The following is a 16615-nucleotide window of genomic DNA, read 5'->3' on the forward strand; positions in this document are numbered from 1 at the left end:
CGCTCAGCTGCTCGTCGTAGTCTCCCCGGTGGACCAGAAGTACAGCAGCCCCGTCCCGTTCAGCAGCCGATCGCCGATGGCGCGCTCCTGGTAGATGACGGGGTTGTGGGAGGCGAGGGTGCGGGCGTTGCGCCAGTGGCGGTCCAGCGCCCGGGAGGTGGAGGTGGCCGAGGCGCCGCCCACCTCGAACAGCTTGGTGGTCACCGAGAGCACGTCCGGCACGGCGGTGAGCTGGGCCTGGATGGTGCGCAGCTCCGCCGCGTCGATCAGCGCCTCCCGTTCCTCCCCGGTGGCGGAGCGGGCCGTCTCCAGGGCGCGGGCGGCGGCGAGCACCGCGTCCTCCGCGGCGGCGACCCGGGCCGAGATCCGGCCGATCACCTGCTGGACCAGCGGATCCTGCGCGGCAGTGGCGCCGGAGCCCTGGGAGTAGACGCGGGTGCGGGAGCGGACGAAGCCCACCGCGTCGCGCACTGCGGCCCGCCCCACGCCCACCAGGGAGGAGAGCAGCACCAGCTGCAGGAAGGCGGTCTGGGTGGTGGGCTGCCCGTCCCCGCCCTGGGGCCGCACCCGCACCTGCTCGGCAGCGAGCTGATCCGCGCGCAGGTCAGCCCTGTCGGCGCCCCTCGTCCGCATCGGGGCGGCCGTCCCGTCGGCTCCGCCCGGGCCCTCGGGCCTCCCAGACGCCGGAGGTGCCGCGGCGGTGCGAGCCCAGCAGGTGGGTGTCGAGGATACCGACGGCCTCCATCAGCGCGAACATCGTCGTCGGACCCACGAAGGCGAAGCCCTCCTTGCGCAGTGCCTTCGACAGCGCCGTCGACTCCGGCGAGCGGGTGGGGATCTCGGCGACGGTCCTCGGCGCGGGAGTCGTCCCCGGCTGGAAGGACCACACGAGGTCGACGAGCCCGCCCTTCTCCCGCAGCGCCAGGGTCGCCTTCGCGTTGGTGATGGTCGCGAGGATCTTCGCGCGGTTGCGCACGATGCCGGCGTCGGCCATGAGCCGCTCGACCTCCGCCTCGCCGTAGCGGGCGACGACCTCGGGGTCGAAGCCGTCGAAGGCGGTGCGAAAGGCGGGCCGCTTGCGCAGGATCGTCGCCCAGGACAGCCCGGACTGGAAGGCCTCGAGGCTGATCCGCTCGAACATGCCCTGCTCGTCGCGGACGGGCATGCCCCATTCGGTGTCGTAGTACTCGCGCATCATCGGGTCGCTCGCCGCCCAGGCGGGGCGGGCCAGGCCATCCTCGCCGATCACGACGTCGGGGCGGGGGCCGTCGTCGGGGCGGGGGTCCGCGTCGGGGCGGGGGTCCGCGTCGGGGCGGGGGTCCGCGTCGGGGCGGGGGTCCGCGTCGGGGCGGGGGTCCGCGTCGGGGCGGGCGCCGGTGTCGCGGCCGGTGCGGGGGTCGGGGCTGGTCATGCGGTCCTCTCCAGGGTCAGCAGGGCGGTCTTCGCGTCGAGGCCGCCGATGTAGCCGCCGAGCGCGCCGTCGGTGCGCAGCACGCGATGGCAGGGCACGACGATCGGCAACGGGTTGGTGGCGCAGGCGGTGCCGACGGCGCGGACCGCCCGCGGGCTGCCCACGAGCTCGGCGATCTCCTTGTAGGAGCGGGTGGAGCCGTAGTCGATCTGCGGCAGGACGCGCTGGACCTTCTCGCGGAAGCCGGTGGACAGGGCGCGGTCCAATGGCAGGTCGAAGCGGCAGCGGGCGCCGGTGAAGTACTCGTCCAGCTCGGCGGCCGCCTCGTCGAGCCGGCGCGGAGCCTCCAGCACGCGGGGGCTGACCCTCGTCGCGAGGGCGGCGAGCACGGCGTCGAAGCCCTCGCGCTCGAAGGCGACGCGGACCAGGCCCTGCGCGGTCGCGGCGAGCAGGAGGGGGCCGACGGGGGTGTCGAGCGTGCGATAGGCGACCTCGACGAGGCCGGCGTCGTCGGCCTGCTGCACGAGGCGGGCGCGGAGTCCTGCCAGGGCCGGGTCGGGGAGCGGGAAGAGCGCCTCCCGCTCGCTGGTCGTGAGGTGCTCGGGGAGGCTCGGGGTGTCGGTCATCGCGCGGCTCCTTCCGTGTCGTCGTCTGCGGCGAAGGTCCGTCGCAGGGCTCGGATGCCGTCGGCCGAGGCGCGGCGGACGGCCTCGGCGCTCCCGCCGATCAGGGCGGCGGTCTCGGCGTGCGGGAGTCCGCCGAGGTAGTGATAGGCGACGGCGAGCCGCTGCCTCTCGGGCAGGGCCGCGACGGCGGTCCACACCCCGTCGTCCCGGCCGGGGTTCCCGCGGTGGGAGGTCTCCTCGGGCAGGTCGTCCGTGGGCACGGCGTGCCGGGCGCGGCGGCGGGTGACGTCGATGGCCTTGCGGTGGGCGACGCGCACCAGCCAGGCCTCGATGTTGGTGTCCTCCGCGAGATCGGGCCAGGACGTCAGCGCCGCCAGGAACGTCTCCGCCCAGGCGTCCTCGGCGTCGGGTCCCGGGCCGAGGACGGCGCAGCACACCCGCAGCACGGTGGGGCCGTGCCGCTGGACCGCGGTCTCGTAGGGGATCTTCATGGTCATCACCCCGCAGACGCGCGAAGGGCGGGCGATGTGAGGTCCCGATCCGAGGGCGCCGCAGAGGGCGGGGCGGACGGCGGGCTCGAAGCCGGCGTCGACTCCCGCGTCGACGACCGCGCCGGACCGCCGACCCGCGGCCGCGCAGGCTCCCCCGCCGGCGAGGTCACTGCGGTGCGCCCTGGCCGCTGACCAGCACCGTCGCGAGCGCGCGCAGTGACGCGGGGCCGACGCGGCGGAACTCGAGGCGGGGGTCCTGGGCTCCGGGGTCGAGGGCCTCCATGGTGAGCATCCCGTCGGCGGTCGCGTAGGCGCTGAGCTGCTGGACGGTCCCGTCGGCCGTGCGCACGCGAGTCAGGACGGTCAGCGCCCGGGTCGCGGCGAGCTGCGCGGCGAGCGGGTGGGCGGGCAGCTCCGAGCCGCGCACGTGGACGCTCCCGCCGCCGGTGTCGGACTCGGCATCGGCGGCGGGATCGGCGAGGCCCGCGGGGTCGAGGAAGGCGGCCAGGCGCACGGTCGCCTCCTCGGCGCGGAGGACGGTGAAGCGGTGGAGGCCGTCGGCCGTCGTCTCCTCCTCGAGCACCCCGCCGGGGTGGCTGTAGCAGTGCAGGCGATGGACCTGCGGCCCGGCCTCGGTGCGGACGGTCCGCTCGGCGGTGGTGAACGACTCCGCGGTGCGGCGCAGCACGAGGCAGCCGGAGATCTCGGGGACGGCCCGCCAGCGCGGCCCCTCCTCGTACCGGGCGGTGCGGGTGAGGACCTGGCCGCCGGCGATCATGCCGCGCAGGGCGACGGCCGCGGCGATCCGGCGCTGCTCGGGATGCGCGTCGAGCCAGGGCAGCGCCACGAACTGGCGGCGCTCGTAGCCGTCGAGCGCGGCGATCTGCTCATCGCTCAGGGTCACCACCGGCGCGGGCTCCGGGGCGGCCGACGGGTCGGGCTGGACGGCGTCGTCCTGTGCAGCGGGCGGGTCGGGCCGGGCGCCGTCGTCCTGTGAGACCGACGGGTCGGGCTGGACGGCGGCGGGCGGGCCGGACGGGCGAGGCATGCCATCCGGTCCCGTCGCCTCTCCTCTCCGCACCCGTTCGAGCAGGTCACGGGCGGCGGCGACGTCTTCGCCGGTGTACTGCAGCGGTGCGGTCGGATCGGTGCCGCCGATCCCGGCGGGGAGGTCGGGGATCCGTGTCGGCGCCTCGGCCGACGCGTCAGGGGCGGGGGACGCCGGGGTCGCGCTCATCCCCCGAGGCTATCGGGGGCCGCAGGTTCTGCGCCGCTGAGGACTCATCTCGTCGCCGGCACGGGTCCTCAGCGGTGCAGAACCTCGGCTCCGGCCCTCGGTGCGGGGCCGCACCAGCCACCGCCGCCCCGGACCCCGGCCGGCCAGGTTCTGTGCCGGTGGCGACTCATGTCGCGGCGTCCATGAGTCGTCCCGGGTGCAGAAGGTCGGGGGAACGCTCGCGCGCCGGGGCATGCGAACGCGCGGCATGACGCCCGCGCGTCCCGTCGGACGCAGGGCGGGATGACGCCTGCGCGGTCGGGGCCGACAATGGGGAGGACCCCGCCGTCGGACGAAGGAGCCCGCCCATGACCGCCACCGCCGTCGTCGACCTCAACGCCGACCTCGGGGAGGGCTTCGGCGACTGGTCGATGGGGGACGACGCCGCGATGCTCGAGGTCGTCACCACCGCGAACATCGCCTGCGGCGGCCACGCCGGGGACGGCTCGACGATGCGCGCCGCCTGCCGGGCCGCCGCCGCGCGTGGCGTCGCGATCACCGCGCACGTCGCCTATCCGGATCTGCAGGGCTTCGGCCGGCGCTTCCTCGAGATCGCCCCTGATGACCTCACGGACCAGGTGGTCGTCCAGGCCGGGGCGCTGCAGGCGATGGCCCGCGCGGAGGGGACCAGCGTGCGCGGGGTGAAGCCCCACGGCGCCCTGTACAACGCGCTCGCCCGTCACGAGGCGCAGGCCGGCGCGGTGGTGCGGGCGCTCGGCGAGCTCGACGGCCTGCCCCTGGTGGCGGCGCCCGGCGCCGTGGTCGTCCCCGCGGCGGAGGCGGCGGGGCTCGAGGTGGTGCTCGAAGGCTTCGCCGACCGCGCCTATCTCCCCGACGGCACCCTCACCCCGCGCACGCGGCCCGGCGCCGTGCTCACCGACCCCGAGGCGGTCTCGGCCCAGGCGCTGTCGATCGCGACCGAGGGCGGGGTGCGCGCGGCCGACGGCACCTGGGTCGATCTGCCGGTGCGGTCGCTGTGCCTGCACGGGGACACCCCCGGCGCCGTCGAGCTCGCCCGGGCGGTGCGGGCCCGGCTCGAGGAGGCGGGCGTGACCCTGCAGGCGGCGCTGTGAAGGACCGGGCAACGGACACCCTCCCTCCCCCGCTGCGCGTGCACCGCGCCGGGGAGACCAGCGTCCTCGCCGAGTATCCCGACACCGCCGCGGTGCTCGCCGCGGCCGCGGCCGTGCGCGCCCTCTCCCCCGCACACCTGCTGGAGCTCGTCCCCGCCGAGCGCACCCTGCTGCTGCACGGCGCTGCGCCGCGCGACGTGCGAGAGCTCGCGGACCTGCTCTCGCAGCTCCCCCGCTCCGCGCGCGAGGACAGCGACGGCGGCGAGGCCAGCATCGGCATCGTCTACGACGGCGAGGACCTGGAGGAGGTCGCGGAGCTGCTCGGGATGAGCAAGGACGTGCTGATCAGCGCGCATTCCGGGGCGACGTGGACGGTCGCCTTCGGCGGCTTCGCGCCCGGCTTCCCCTATCTCGTCGCCGGCGATCCCCACGAGGCGTCCGGCCCGCCCTGGGAGGTGCCGCGCCGCGCCGAGCCCCGCACGTCGGTGCCCGCAGGCGCCGTCGGCCTCGCCTCCCGCTACTGCGGCATCTACCCGCGCCCCTCTCCCGGCGGCTGGCAGCTGATCGGCCGCAGCGACGCGCCCCTGTTCGACGTGCACCGGGAGCCGCCCGCACTGCTCAGCCCCGGCACGCGGGTGCGCTTCACGCCGCAGCGCGCCGCCTCACGTCCGACCGCCGCGACCGCCGCGGCGCTGGCCCGCGCCGCGCGGGAGGCCGCGGCCGTCCCCGCCCGGCTCGGGCTCCATCGCGGCGCGGGCCCGGGCACGAGCTCCCGTCCCGCGCTCGAGATCCTCTCCCCTGGTCCGCTGGCCCTGATCGAGGACGCCGGCAGGCCCGGCCGGGCATCGATCGGCGTGAGCCGGTCCGGGGCCTTCGACCGCGGCGCCCTGCAGCGCGCGAATCGCGCCGTCGGCAATCCCTCCGGCGCCGCCGCGCTCGAGATCCTGCTGGGACCGCTCGCGCTGCGCGCCGCCGCGCCGACGGTCGTCGCCGTCTCCGGCGCGCAGGCCCCGGTGCGGATCGGGCGCGGCGACGACGAGGTCGGCGACGTGGAGCTGCCGGCCGACGCCTCCCGCGAACGCGCCCTCGCCCTGGACCCCGGCGACCGGATCGAGGTGGGCCCGGCCGCGGACGGGCTGCGGCTGGTCCTCGCGGTCCGGGGCGGGATCACGCAGGTGAGGCGGCAGGATCCCGCCGACGACGAGCTGCTCGAGGTGCTCGGCGCACGCTCCCGCGACACCCTCTCCGACCTCGGCCCGGATCCGCTGCAGGCCGGCGACCTGCTGCTCGTCGGCCCCGAGCGCGGCCTCGACGCGGTGCCGGCCGCCGGGGACGCCGTCCCGCCGTCGTCGGCCGAGCATCCCGACGAGGACACCATCCGCATCGCCGTGCTCATCGGGCCGCGCGCCGAGCTGCTCGGCGACGAGGCGGTCGAGGCGCTGCTCGGCACGGACTGGACGGTGCGGCAGGAGTCCGACCGGGTCGGGGTGCGGCTCGATGGGCCGGTGCTCCCGGTCCCCTCGGGTGCGGCGACCGTGCCGAGCGAGCCGATGCTGCCCGGGGCGGTGCAGGTGCCGCCCTCGGGGCTCCCGGTCGTCTTCGGCCCCGACCACCCCACCACCGGCGGCTATCCGGTGATCGCCGTGGTCACGCGGGAGGGTCTGGACCGCCTCGCCCAGGCCGGGCCGGGCACACGCCTGCGCTTCGTCACCACGGACGGCGACGGGACGCGCTGGTCGCCACCCGCCCGCCGATGACACGATGGGAGGCATGCCGCGCCTCCTCCCCGACCCCGCCTACTTCGGCTCCCTGCCCAAGGTCATCACCTCGGGAGCGGTGATCCTGCGCGACGAGGACGGCCGCTTCGTCATCGAGAAGCCGAACTACCGTCCGCACTGGCTGCTGCCCGGCGGCGGGGTCGATCCCGGCGAGGACGCCCGGCAGTGCGCCCAGCGCGAGGTCATGGAGGAGCTGGGCCTGGACGTCGAGGTGGGTCGCCTTCTCGCCGTGGACTGGCTGCCGGCGAGTCCGGTGCGCAGCGCCCCGATGGGCGTGCACTTCATCTTCGACGCCGGTGTGATCCCGCGCGCACAGCTCGAGGCGGAGATCGTGCCGCAGGCCTCCGAGCTCGACGACTGGGCGCTCATCGAGGAGGACCGGGCGGAGCTGCTGTCGACCTGGGGCGCCGCCCGTGCCCGGCGCGCTCTCGCGGTGCTGCGCGGCGAGGCCGAGGTGGACCTCGCCTCCCATTCCCGGCGGTGACCTGTCGGTCCCGTCGGGAGGTCCGCGGCCGAGCGGCCGACGGGGCCCGTCGGGCGCGGCAGCTCGCCGGCGGCGATGCCCCTCGGGCGCGACGCCCGTCGGCCGCTGATCGTCCCGCGTGTCGAGATCGCCCAAGACGACCCCCGAACCGCAACCCTTCCGAGACGTCCCACTTTTTCTCACCCTGACCAGGAGTCCTGCCTCCGGCAGCGCGCCGCACCGCCCGACAGTGTGATCCACACCGCACGACGCAGCGGTCGCGGTGGGCCATGATGTGCCCACCCCTCCCCTCGTCGTCGGAGATGACATGAGCCCCTCCCCCCTCGCCCCGGAGTCCCCTGCCCCGGTCAGCCGGCCGCTCACCCGGTCGCAGCGCTTGGACCGCCTCCCCTTCACCCGCAAGCACGGCAAGCTGCTGGGCGCCTCCGGCATCGGCTGGGCGCTCGACGCGATGGACGTCGGCCTGATCTCCTTCGTCATCGCCGCGCTCACCGTCCACTGGGACCTCGCGAAGTCCGACGGGTCCCTCATCGCCTCCGCCGGCTTCGCCGGGATGGCGATCGGCGCGAGCCTCGGCGGGCTGCTGGCCGACAGGATCGGCCGACGCTCCGTCTTCGCCCTGACCCTGCTCGTCTACGGCCTGGCCACCGGCGCCTCCGCACTCGCCCTGGGCGTCGGCGCGCTGATCGCGCTGCGCTTCGTGGTGGGCCTGGGGCTCGGCGCCGAGCTGCCCGTCGCCTCGACGCTGATGAGCGAGTTCGCACCTGCCCGGATCCGCGGCCGGATCATCGTGTGGCTCGAGGCGTTCTGGGCCGGCGGCTGGATCCTCGCCGCCGTGATCGGCACGTTCGTGGCGACGTCGGGGCCGGCCGGATGGCGCTGGGCGCTCGCGCTCGGCATGATCCCGGCCGTCTACTCGCTGGTGATCCGTCTCGGGATGCCCGAGTCCGTGCGCTTCCTGGAGACGAAGGGCCGTCACCAGGAGGCCGAGCGGATCGTCCGCGACTTCGAGGCCTCCGCCGGGATCGGGGCGCCCTCGCAGGTCGAGGCGTCCACCGAGGCCCCCGCCGCCGACGGTCCCGGCAGGATCGGTCGCGCGGCAGAATCCACGGACTCCGCCGTGACACTGCCCGTCGAGGAGACGGGCATCGTCGCCGCCGACGGGTCCGGCCGTGTCTCCGCCGACGCGGTCGGCGTCGTGCCGGAGGCCGATCAGGTCGCGACCGGCGGCATCTGGTCGGCGTCCCTCCGCGCCCGCACCGCCGGGCTGTGGGTGGTGTGGTTCTGCATCAACCTCTCCTACTACGGCGCGTTCATCTGGATCCCGACGCTGCTGGTGGACCGCGGTTTCGACCTCACGAAGTCCTTCACCTTCACGCTGATCATCACGCTCGCCCAGATCCCCGGCTACGCCGCTGCGGCCTGGCTGATCGAGGTGCTGGGACGGCGCTGGACCCTCACGATCTTCCTCGCCGGCTCGGCGCTGTCCGCCGTGGGCTACGGCATGGCCGACTCCGAGGCGATGATCCTGGTGGCCGGCTGTCTGCTGAGCTTCTTCAACCTCGGCGCCTGGGGCGCGCTGTACGCGATCGGCCCGGAGCTCTACCCCACCGCGGTGCGCGGCACGGGCACGGGCGCGGCCGCCGCCTTCGGCCGCCTCGCCTCGATCATCGCCCCGTTCCTGGTGCCGGCGCTGGTGCTCGCCGGCGGGCAGTGGCTCGCCTTCGGGGTGTTCGCGCTCGCCTTCGCCGTCGCCGCCGCCGCGGCCTTCACCCTGCCCGAGCAGCGGGGGAAGGCGCTGGCGGAGTAGGTCTCCGGCGCTGCCGCGACGGCAGGGGGCTGCGACGATCAGCGCCCCGCGTCACCAGGCACGTGTTGTTCGACGACCGGTACCACGCCGCAGAGGTTGTTCGACGTCCGGTACCAGTTTCCTGGTACCGGACGTCGAACAACTGGCGCGGTCCTGGTACCCGACGTCGATCAACTGGCCGGTGATAGGCGCGTGCGGGGTGAGGGGACGCCGCCGGCCCGCGTGCCGGGGCCGAGCCGGTCATACCGAGCCCGAGCCCGGGGTGCCGAGCCCGGAGCACCGGGACAGAGCCACTCCCCGAGCCGGTCAACCCGTTCCGGAGCCCGGGGCACCATGCCGGGCCCGGGCCCGGCGTCCGCTCACTTGTCGAGAGAGCCGTCGTAGGCGCAGATCGCGTCGACCTTCGCCGCCGAGGACGACTCCGGGTCGAACTCGAGGTCGAGCCACACCTTCACCAGCTCCTTCGCGAGCTCCAGCCCGATCACACGCTCGCCCATGCACAGCACCTGCGCATTGTTCGACAGCACCGAACGCTGCACGGAGTAGAGGTCGTGCGCGGTCACGGCGCGGATACCGGAGACCTTGTTCGCCGCGATCGCGACGCCCAGACCGGTGCCGCAGATCAGCAGGGCCCGGTCGGCCTCGCCGGCGGCGATCTTCTCCGCCGCCTCGACCGCGACGTTCGGGTAATAGGTGCCGTCCTCACGGCCGGTCACGCCCACGTCGATGACCTTCTCGACGCGGGGGTCCTGCTCGAGCAGCTCCTTGAGCGCGGACTTGTGGCCGTAGCCGGCGTTGTCGGAACCGGTGACGATGGTCAGAGCCATGATGTTCTCCTTCGGTGACGAATGACGGAAGTGCAGGTGAGAGGGAGGCGGCGGCGCGGTGAGGCGCCGCGGCCGCCCCTGCTCAGGCCGAGAGCTTCTCGGCCAGCAGCGTGACGATCTTCGAGAATGAGATCGCGCCGGGGTCGGGGGTGCCCACGGACTTGTCGCCGTGGTTGCGGGCGCGGCCCAGGGTCGCGGAGATGTCCGCGGTGGCCTCGGCCGCCTCGACGGCGCGGGCCGCCGCGGTCTCGATCGTCCGGGAGGCGGAGGCGGCGGGGCCGTCACCCTTCTCGGCGCCCGTGGCCTGGGCGAGGGCGATCGCCTCGCGGAACGGCACGGCCGCATCGACCATGGTCTTGTCGCCGGGCTTCGCCCCGCCGAGCCGCTCGACGGCCTCGACCGCCTGGACCAGGCCGGTCAGCAGGTGCTCGCCGGAGACGGGCGCCTCGTCGGAGAAGGCGCTGCCGAGGCTGGTCAGCGCCGCGCCCCACAGCGCGCCGGAGGTGCCGCCGGCCTCGGCGGACCAGGCGGCGCCGGCCTGGACGAGGACGGTGCGGGCGCCGCAGCCACCGGCGATGACCCGGTCGGCGGCCGTGCGGGCGGCCTTCGCGCCGAGGACCATGCCCTGGCCGTGGTCGCCGTCGCCGGCGATCGCGTCCATCCGGCCGAGCTCCGGCTCGAGCTCGACCAGCAGCGCCTCGACGTCGGCGAGGATCCCGGCGATCCGCTGCGCCGACTCCTTCGACTCGTCGGACGCGTCCGGGATCGGGTCCTCGCCGGGGGTGTAGATCTCGGTGCGCTCGGTGCCGAGGTCGCCCTCGACGGTGCCGCCGCGGCGGAAGGCGGGGGCGTCGGCCGCGGCGAGCCAGTGCTGCTCGAGCTCCTCGTCCAGGCGCATCACGGTCAGGGACAGCCCGGCCATGTCGAGGCTGGTGACGTGCTCGCCCACCTCGGGGCGCACGATGGTCAGGCCCGCCTCCTGCAGGAGCTGCGAGGCGTGCTTCCACACCACGAACATCTCCTCGTACTTCACGGTGCCCAGGCCGTTCAGCACCACGGCGACGCGCTGCGAGTCGAGCTCGGGGGTTTCGGCGAGGACGCCGTCGACCAGGACCTTCGCGAGCTCCTTCGCGCTCGGCATGGGCTGCTCGTCGATGCCGGGCTCGCCGTGGATGCCCAGGCCGATCGCCATCCGCCCCTCGGGGACGTGGAAGAGCGCGTCCTCCGCGCCGGGCAGGGTGCAGCCATCGAAGGCGACGCCGAGGGAACGGGTGGCGTCGTTCGCCTTCCAGGCGAGGCGCTCGGCGTCGTCGAGGTCGGCGCCGGCCTGGATCGCGGCCCCGGCGACCTTGAAGACGGGCAGGTCGCCGGCGATACCGCGGCGGTCGCGGTGCTCGCCCTCGAGGCCGGAGGCGATGTCGTCGCTGACCGCGACGATGCGCACGTCGATGCCCTCGGCGCGCAGCTTCTCGGCGGCGACGCCGAAGTGGAGCACGTCCCCGGCGTAGTGGCCGAAGCCCAGGATCACGCCGCCGCCGTTCTCGGAGTTCTTCGCGACCGAGTACACCTGGTCGGAGGACGGCGAGGAGAAGATGTTCCCGCAGGGCGCGCCGTGGGCGAAGCCGGGGCCGACCCAGCCGGCGAAGGCCGGGTAGTGGCCGGACCCGCCGCCGACGACGAGCGCGGGCTGCCCGGCGGGGGTCCGCTTCGCGCGCACCACGCCGCCGTGCACGCGCAGCAGCTCCTCGGGGTGCGCGGCGACCAGGCCCTCGACGGCGTCGGAGGGGAAGGTCTGGGGGTCATCGAACAGGTAGGTCATCGGGTCTCTCCGGATCGGCGGGGTCGGTGCGGATGGGGGGCAGGTGCGGCGGCCGTCGGGCCGGCGCCGGGCGGGCATGGCGGCCGCGGTGGCGGGCGCGGGGCCGGCGGCGGGCCGCGGTCCCCACGGCGCCTCGGCCGCCGGGGCTCAGGCGGCGGTGTAGCCGCCGTCGATCGACAGGATCGAGCCTGTCACGAAGCTCGCGGCGTCGGAAGCGAGGTACACGGCGGCGCCGGCGAGCTCCTCCGGCTCGCCCGGGCGGGACATCGGGGTCATCGCGTTCCAGATGTCGATCTGGTCGCCGCCGGCCTCGTAGAAGCCGCGGGTCAGCTCGGTGCGCATGTATCCGGGCGCGATCGCGTTCACGCGCACGCCGCGGGAGGCCCACTCGAGCGCGGCGGAGCGGGTGAGGTTGTGGACCGCGGCCTTGGAGGCGTTGTAGGAGGCCTGGGTCTGGGGCATGTTGGCGATGATGCCGCTCATGGAGCCGGTGTTGATGATGCTGCCGCGGCCCCGCTCGAGCATGGCCCGACCGACGGCCGAGAGCACGTGGTAGACGCCGTCGAGGTTCAGGCTCATCACGGCCCGCCACTTCTCGCCGTCGCCGTCCTCGACCGGGTGGTGGATGGTGCGCCCGGCGTTGTTCAGCAGGATCTCGATCCCGCCGACCTCCTGGTCGATCTCGGCGACGACCTTCTCGACCATCGCCTGGTCGGTGACGTCGAGGTGGCGGTAGGAGACCTCCACCCCGGTCTCGGCGGCGAGGTCCTTCGCGGCCTGCTCGCCGGTCGCGTCGTCGATGTCGGCGAGCACGATCGGGGCGCCGTGCTGGGCGAGGCCGCGGGCCATCGCGAGGCCGAGGCCCTTCGCACCGCCGGTGACGAGGGCGGTGCGGCCGGTGAGGTCGAACATGGGGCTGATGGCGGAGGTCATGGAGGACTCCTTCGAAGCAGTGGGCGGACGGGGCGAGCGGGGCCGACGGGCGCTGCGCGCGGGGCGGGGCGCGAGGGACGAGCGGACGGACCCGCCGGGACGGACGGGGCCCGGGGGCCGACGGTCCTTGCGTCGGCCCCCGGGGCGCGGATCAGGCCTCGGCGGCGGCGATGTCCTTCTTGCCGACGCGGGGCTGGTCGACCTTCAGTGCGAAGGTCATCAGGAAGGCGAGGACGTACAGGACCACGAACGCCCAGACCACGCCGACGTTCCCGCCCCAGGGGCGGACGACGGCGACCACGGCCGAGCCGAGGAAGGTCGCACCGCCCGCGGCGGTCGTGTACATCGCCATCGCGGCGCCCTTGTGGTCGGGGGCGAGCGCCGGCATGATCGCGCCGAGCGGCACGAAGCCGGCCAGCAGGATGCCGAAGACGGTGCCCGCGATGACGGCGACGACGAAGCCCCAGTCGGAGCCGGCCGGCACCCAGTGCGGCACGTACCACCACAGCAGCAGGCCGATCGCGGAGCCGACGATGCCGAACCAGCGCACCGTGGTGGTCCAGCCGATGCGGTCGCCGAGGGCGCCGAAGGCGGCGTTGAACAGGATGTTGCCGGCGAAGACGATCGAGGTCATCAGCAGCCAGCGGCTCTGCCCCCAGCCGAGGGTCTCGGCGATGACGGTGGGCAGGATGATGAACATGCCGAACTGCGGGGCGGTGTTGATCAGGCGGGTCAGGAAGCCCATCATCACGCGCTTGTTCGTGAACGCGAGGTGCACGCCCGAGAAGATCACCTGGCGGGAGGTCTCGCCCTCCGGGGCCAGGCGGATGGAGCCGTGCTTCTCGCGCACCCCGAGCCAGGCGATCAGGAAGCCGGCGATCACGATCAGCGAGGAGACGGCCATGGCCCAGCGCTCACCGAAGAAGCCGCCGCCGAAGGCGGGGATCAGACCGATCGCGACGAGCGAGCCGATGGTGGGCATGCCGCCGGTGAACATGACGTAGAACCAGCCGACCGCCGCACCGTTGCGCTCCTTGGGGACCACGGCGTTGACCCAGACCAGGAAGGAGAAGGCGAACAGCGGGAAGCCGAAGCCGCGGAAGAAGTAGGTCGCGGCCACCAGCGGGATCGACTCGGTGGACAGCGCGCCCAGGAACGCGGCCTGGAACACCAGCCAGACGACGAGGCCGAGCAGCATCACCCTGCGCGGGCCCCACAGGTCCGAGAGGGCGCCGGCGAGGTACGAGCCGACCAGCGAGGCGAGGGAGTAGAAGGTGATGATGGTGGCGGCGACGTTGATCATCTCGTCGCCGCCGCCGAAGACGTTCGCCATGTGCGGGGAGACGAAGTTGGTCTCCACGCCGTTGCCCGTCATGAAGACGAGCACGCCGAGGAAACCCCACCGCAGCGGATGGGGGATGCCGAGTCGGTCCAGGAAGGTCTCCTGGGACGACCCGGCGGCCGGGACGGCGGATCCGGCCTGGGTGGTAGAGGGTACGGCGCTCATAAGGGCACTCCTGTGTGCGTGGGGGGAGAGACACGGGGCGGCCGACGGCAGCATCGAGGCGTCGGCCGCCCCGTCAGGGCTGATCCGGGATCAGCGGGGCCGTGCTCAGCGGCCGGGGAGGATGGAGACCTTGACGGAGGCGCCGGCGGAGTCGGCGACCGAGTCGAGGGCCTTCTGGAAGTCGGCGAGGCCGAACTGGTGGGTGCAGATCTCGTCGAGGGGCAGGTCGCCCTTCTCGATGATCTTGATGGCGGCGGGCCAGGTGTGCGGGCCGAGGTGTGCCCCGCGCACGTCGAGCTCCTTGTCGTCGGAGATGATCGACCAGTCCACGGAGACGTTCTCCTTGAACACGGAGTACTCCACGAAGCGGCCGAGCTTGCGCAGCAGGTTCAGGCCCTGCGGCACGGCGCTGGGGTGGCCGGTGCACTCGATGTAGACGTCGGCGCCGTAGCCGCCGGTGAGGCCGCGGATCTCCTCGTAGATGTCGACCTTCGAGGGGTTCAGGGTGAGGTCGGCGCCGCACTTCTTCGCGAGCTCGAGCTTCTCGTCGTCGAAGTCGAGGGCGATGACGAGCTTGGGGTTCTTGTGGGCCGCGCCGATGATCGCGCCGAGGCCGATGGGGCCGGCGCCGGCGATGACGACGACGTCGTCGAACTCGAGCTCGGCGCGCTCGACGGCGTGCATCGAGCAGGACAGCGGCTCGGCGTAGGCGGCGTGCTGCGGCGCGATGTCCTTGGAGATCCGGTGGGCGCGGGCGAGCTTCGGCACGATCATGTACTCGGCCATGCCGCCGTGGTAGTGCTTGAAGCCGAACATGTCGTGCGGGGCGCACATCCAGTACCAGCCGCGCTGGCAGTACATGCACTCGCCGCAGGGGACGATCTGCTCGACGACGATGCGGTCGCCGACGGAGACGCCGTGGTGGGCGAGGATCTCGTCGGAGCCCTGCACGACGGTGCCGGTGATCTCGTGGCCGGGGATGATGCCCGGCTCGACCCAGCGGTCGCGGTTCTCGTCGCCCCAGAACTTGGCGGCGCCGGCGTAGGCCTTGAGGTCGGAGGCGCAGACGCCGACGGCCTCGACCTGGATCAGGAGCTCATCGCCGGCGGGGGTCGGGACCGGGCGCTCCTCGAGGCGGTAGTCCTCGGGGGCATGCATGACGACGGCCTGCATGGTGGCGGGCAGCTGGCTCACGTAAGACACATCTCCTTCGATACGTTCCGCCCGGCCTGGTGGCCCCACAGGGCGCGCCGACGGGTCGGGCCTGACCAGGCCACTCTAGGCAGACCGGGAACAAACGTCAAGCACAAATGTTCTACACCAGGGCGACGCAGGTCAGAGGCGTGCCACGGGGTGGATCGGGCGGGGTCAGCCCGTCGCAGCGGCGAGCGCGAGCACGGCCTGGGCCGTCGGCTCGTCGGTCAGCAGCGTCGTGTACAGCCCGGCGCGGGCGCCGGCGAGGATCGAGGGCGCCTTGCGCTCCCCCGCCGCCATCGCGATCGAGGTCGGCAGCGCGTTCAGCAGCGCGCGCGGCGGGCGCACCAGCAGCTCCGAGCCGGGATAGCTCACCGGGTGCCCGGCGATGTCGTAGAAGTGGAGGTTGATGTCGCCGACGGCCGGGAGCAGCGCCGTCTCGTCGCGCGGCACCACGGAGGTCAGCGCCGCGCGCCCCTGGTAGGGCTCGCCGATCCCGACCACCACGGCTCGGGCCCGCGCCCACAGGTCGGTGATCTCCCGGAAGCTGGGGTCGGCCTGCAGGGACTCCCAGAGCTGCTCGGAGGGGCTCGCCGGGGCGAACATGAACTTCGGCTCGGCCCGGGTGCGGTCCGCGAAGCGGCGCACGATCTCGTTGGTCTGGAAGGACGGGTCGGTCTCCTGCTGCCCGCCGACGGTCGGGGCGATCACCACTCCCGGCAGCTCGGGTAGCCCGGGCATGCCGCTGACGGCGTAGGTGGTCTTGCCCGAGGAGATCAGCAGCACCTCGCCCCGCTGCAGGTCCAGGGAGCGCAGCTCCTCCCCCAGCAGGTCGCCGATGCCGCGGTAGTCGCGCTGGACCTGGTTCCCCGGGGCGATGCGCACGGAGCGGACGCCGAGCACGTCCTGCAGGCGTGCGGCGAGATCGGGCAGGTCGGCGGTGGGCGGCTCGAGCACCTCGAAGCGCACCATCCCGATCCGTCGCGCCTCGGCGAGGAGCTTGGAGACCGTGGGCCGGGAGACGCCCAGGCGCGCGGCGACCTCGGCCTGTCGCACCCCGTCGACGTAGTAGGCGGAGGCGGCGCGGTGGAGCAGCTGGAGGTCCATCGCGGTCTCGAGCATCGATGCTCCTCCCTCTCCGTCAAGGCCGTGTCCGGGCCCCGGGGCGGCGGGGCTCGCGCCGATGATCCTAGTGAACGCCGGGCGGTGCTGCGGAACAGAGCCCCGTCCTGCGCCCCTGGCAGGGCCGACGGTGGCAGGATGGTCTGCGGCGATGACGGCACGGGGAGGCGGCGCGATGACGGCAGGCACGGGGGCGACGACCCCTGCTCCGCGGATTGCCCCGTCGGCCGCGCCCCGAACGGCCGGAGCGCCAGCCGGCGCGAG

Annotated in this window: 15 protein-coding genes; 4 read left to right on the forward strand and 11 right to left on the reverse strand. The window is 74.1% G+C overall.

What is annotated here, in order from left to right:
* Positions 1–3 precede the first annotated feature (3 nt).
* The 5 genes from DS079_RS13195 to DS079_RS13220 form a co-directional block, all read right to left on the reverse strand.
* Complete coding sequence (locus DS079_RS13195) at positions 4–633, reverse strand: acyl-CoA dehydrogenase family protein (protein WP_241237663.1); 630 nt, start codon at positions 631–633, stop codon at positions 4–6.
* Positions 605–1249 (reverse strand): DNA-3-methyladenine glycosylase I, encoded by a 645-nt coding sequence (locus tag DS079_RS13200; RefSeq protein WP_373877741.1) that lies wholly within the window; start codon positions 1247–1249, stop codon positions 605–607. Before DS079_RS13200 ends, DS079_RS13195 begins: the two co-directional genes overlap by 29 nt.
* A 158-nt stretch (positions 1250–1407) precedes the next feature.
* Entirely contained in the window at positions 1408–2037 is a 630-nt protein-coding gene (locus tag DS079_RS13210; RefSeq protein WP_126988333.1) for a methylated-DNA--[protein]-cysteine S-methyltransferase, read from the reverse strand.
* Positions 2034–2528, reverse strand: a complete 495-nt coding sequence (locus tag DS079_RS13215) for an RNA polymerase sigma factor (protein ID WP_126988334.1) — start codon at positions 2526–2528, stop codon at positions 2034–2036. Before DS079_RS13215 ends, DS079_RS13210 begins: the two co-directional genes overlap by 4 nt.
* Before the next feature lie 166 nt (positions 2529–2694).
* On the reverse strand, positions 2695–3765 hold the full coding sequence (locus DS079_RS13220; protein WP_126988335.1) for a hypothetical protein: 1071 nt from the start codon (positions 3763–3765) through the stop codon (positions 2695–2697).
* Positions 3766–4112: 347 nt separating this feature from the next.
* Between DS079_RS13220 and DS079_RS13225 the strand changes: the two genes are divergently transcribed.
* The 4 genes from DS079_RS13225 (at position 4113) to DS079_RS13240 (ending at position 8949) form a co-directional block, all read left to right on the forward strand.
* Positions 4113–4877 (forward strand): LamB/YcsF family protein, encoded by a 765-nt coding sequence (locus DS079_RS13225; protein WP_126988336.1) that lies wholly within the window; start codon positions 4113–4115, stop codon positions 4875–4877.
* A complete protein-coding gene (locus DS079_RS13230; RefSeq protein ID WP_126988337.1) occupies positions 4874–6634 on the forward strand; it encodes a 5-oxoprolinase subunit B/C family protein in 1761 nt (586 codons plus the stop codon). Before DS079_RS13225 ends, DS079_RS13230 begins: the two co-directional genes overlap by 4 nt.
* A 13-nt stretch (positions 6635–6647) precedes the next feature.
* Positions 6648–7139, forward strand: coding sequence for an NUDIX domain-containing protein (locus DS079_RS13235; RefSeq protein ID WP_126988338.1), 492 nt, complete (start codon positions 6648–6650; stop codon positions 7137–7139).
* Positions 7140–7446: 307 nt separating this feature from the next.
* Complete coding sequence (locus tag DS079_RS13240) at positions 7447–8949, forward strand: MFS transporter (protein WP_126988339.1); 1503 nt, start codon at positions 7447–7449, stop codon at positions 8947–8949.
* A gap of 359 nt (positions 8950–9308) precedes the next feature.
* Here DS079_RS13240 and DS079_RS13245 read toward each other — a convergent pair whose 3' ends face one another.
* The 6 genes from DS079_RS13245 to DS079_RS13270 form a co-directional block, all read right to left on the reverse strand.
* The gene (locus DS079_RS13245) at positions 9309–9776 is read right to left on the reverse strand and encodes a ribose-5-phosphate isomerase (RefSeq protein ID WP_010551951.1); all 468 of its coding nucleotides are present in this window, start codon (positions 9774–9776) and stop codon (positions 9309–9311) included.
* Between the two features lie 82 nt (positions 9777–9858).
* Positions 9859–11595 carry a dihydroxyacetone kinase family protein gene (locus tag DS079_RS13250; RefSeq protein WP_126988340.1) on the reverse strand — a complete coding sequence of 579 codons (1737 nt, stop codon included), beginning with the start codon at positions 11593–11595 and terminating at the stop codon, positions 9859–9861.
* Between the two features lie 147 nt (positions 11596–11742).
* Positions 11743–12528, reverse strand: a complete 786-nt coding sequence (locus tag DS079_RS13255; protein WP_126988341.1) for an SDR family oxidoreductase — start codon at positions 12526–12528, stop codon at positions 11743–11745.
* A gap of 151 nt (positions 12529–12679) precedes the next feature.
* The gene (locus tag DS079_RS13260) at positions 12680–14035 is read right to left on the reverse strand and encodes an RbtT/DalT/CsbX family MFS transporter (RefSeq protein WP_126988342.1); all 1356 of its coding nucleotides are present in this window, start codon (positions 14033–14035) and stop codon (positions 12680–12682) included.
* A gap of 105 nt (positions 14036–14140) precedes the next feature.
* Complete coding sequence (locus DS079_RS13265; protein WP_126988343.1) at positions 14141–15229, reverse strand: zinc-binding dehydrogenase; 1089 nt, start codon at positions 15227–15229, stop codon at positions 14141–14143.
* Between the two features lie 174 nt (positions 15230–15403).
* The gene (locus tag DS079_RS13270) at positions 15404–16351 is read right to left on the reverse strand and encodes a sugar-binding transcriptional regulator (RefSeq protein ID WP_126988344.1); all 948 of its coding nucleotides are present in this window, start codon (positions 16349–16351) and stop codon (positions 15404–15406) included.
* Between the last annotated feature and the right edge of the window lie 264 nt (positions 16352–16615).

The sequence above is a fragment of the Brachybacterium paraconglomeratum genome (assembly GCF_003994255.1).
Taxonomy (GTDB): Bacteria; Actinomycetota; Actinomycetes; order Actinomycetales; family Dermabacteraceae; genus Brachybacterium; species Brachybacterium conglomeratum.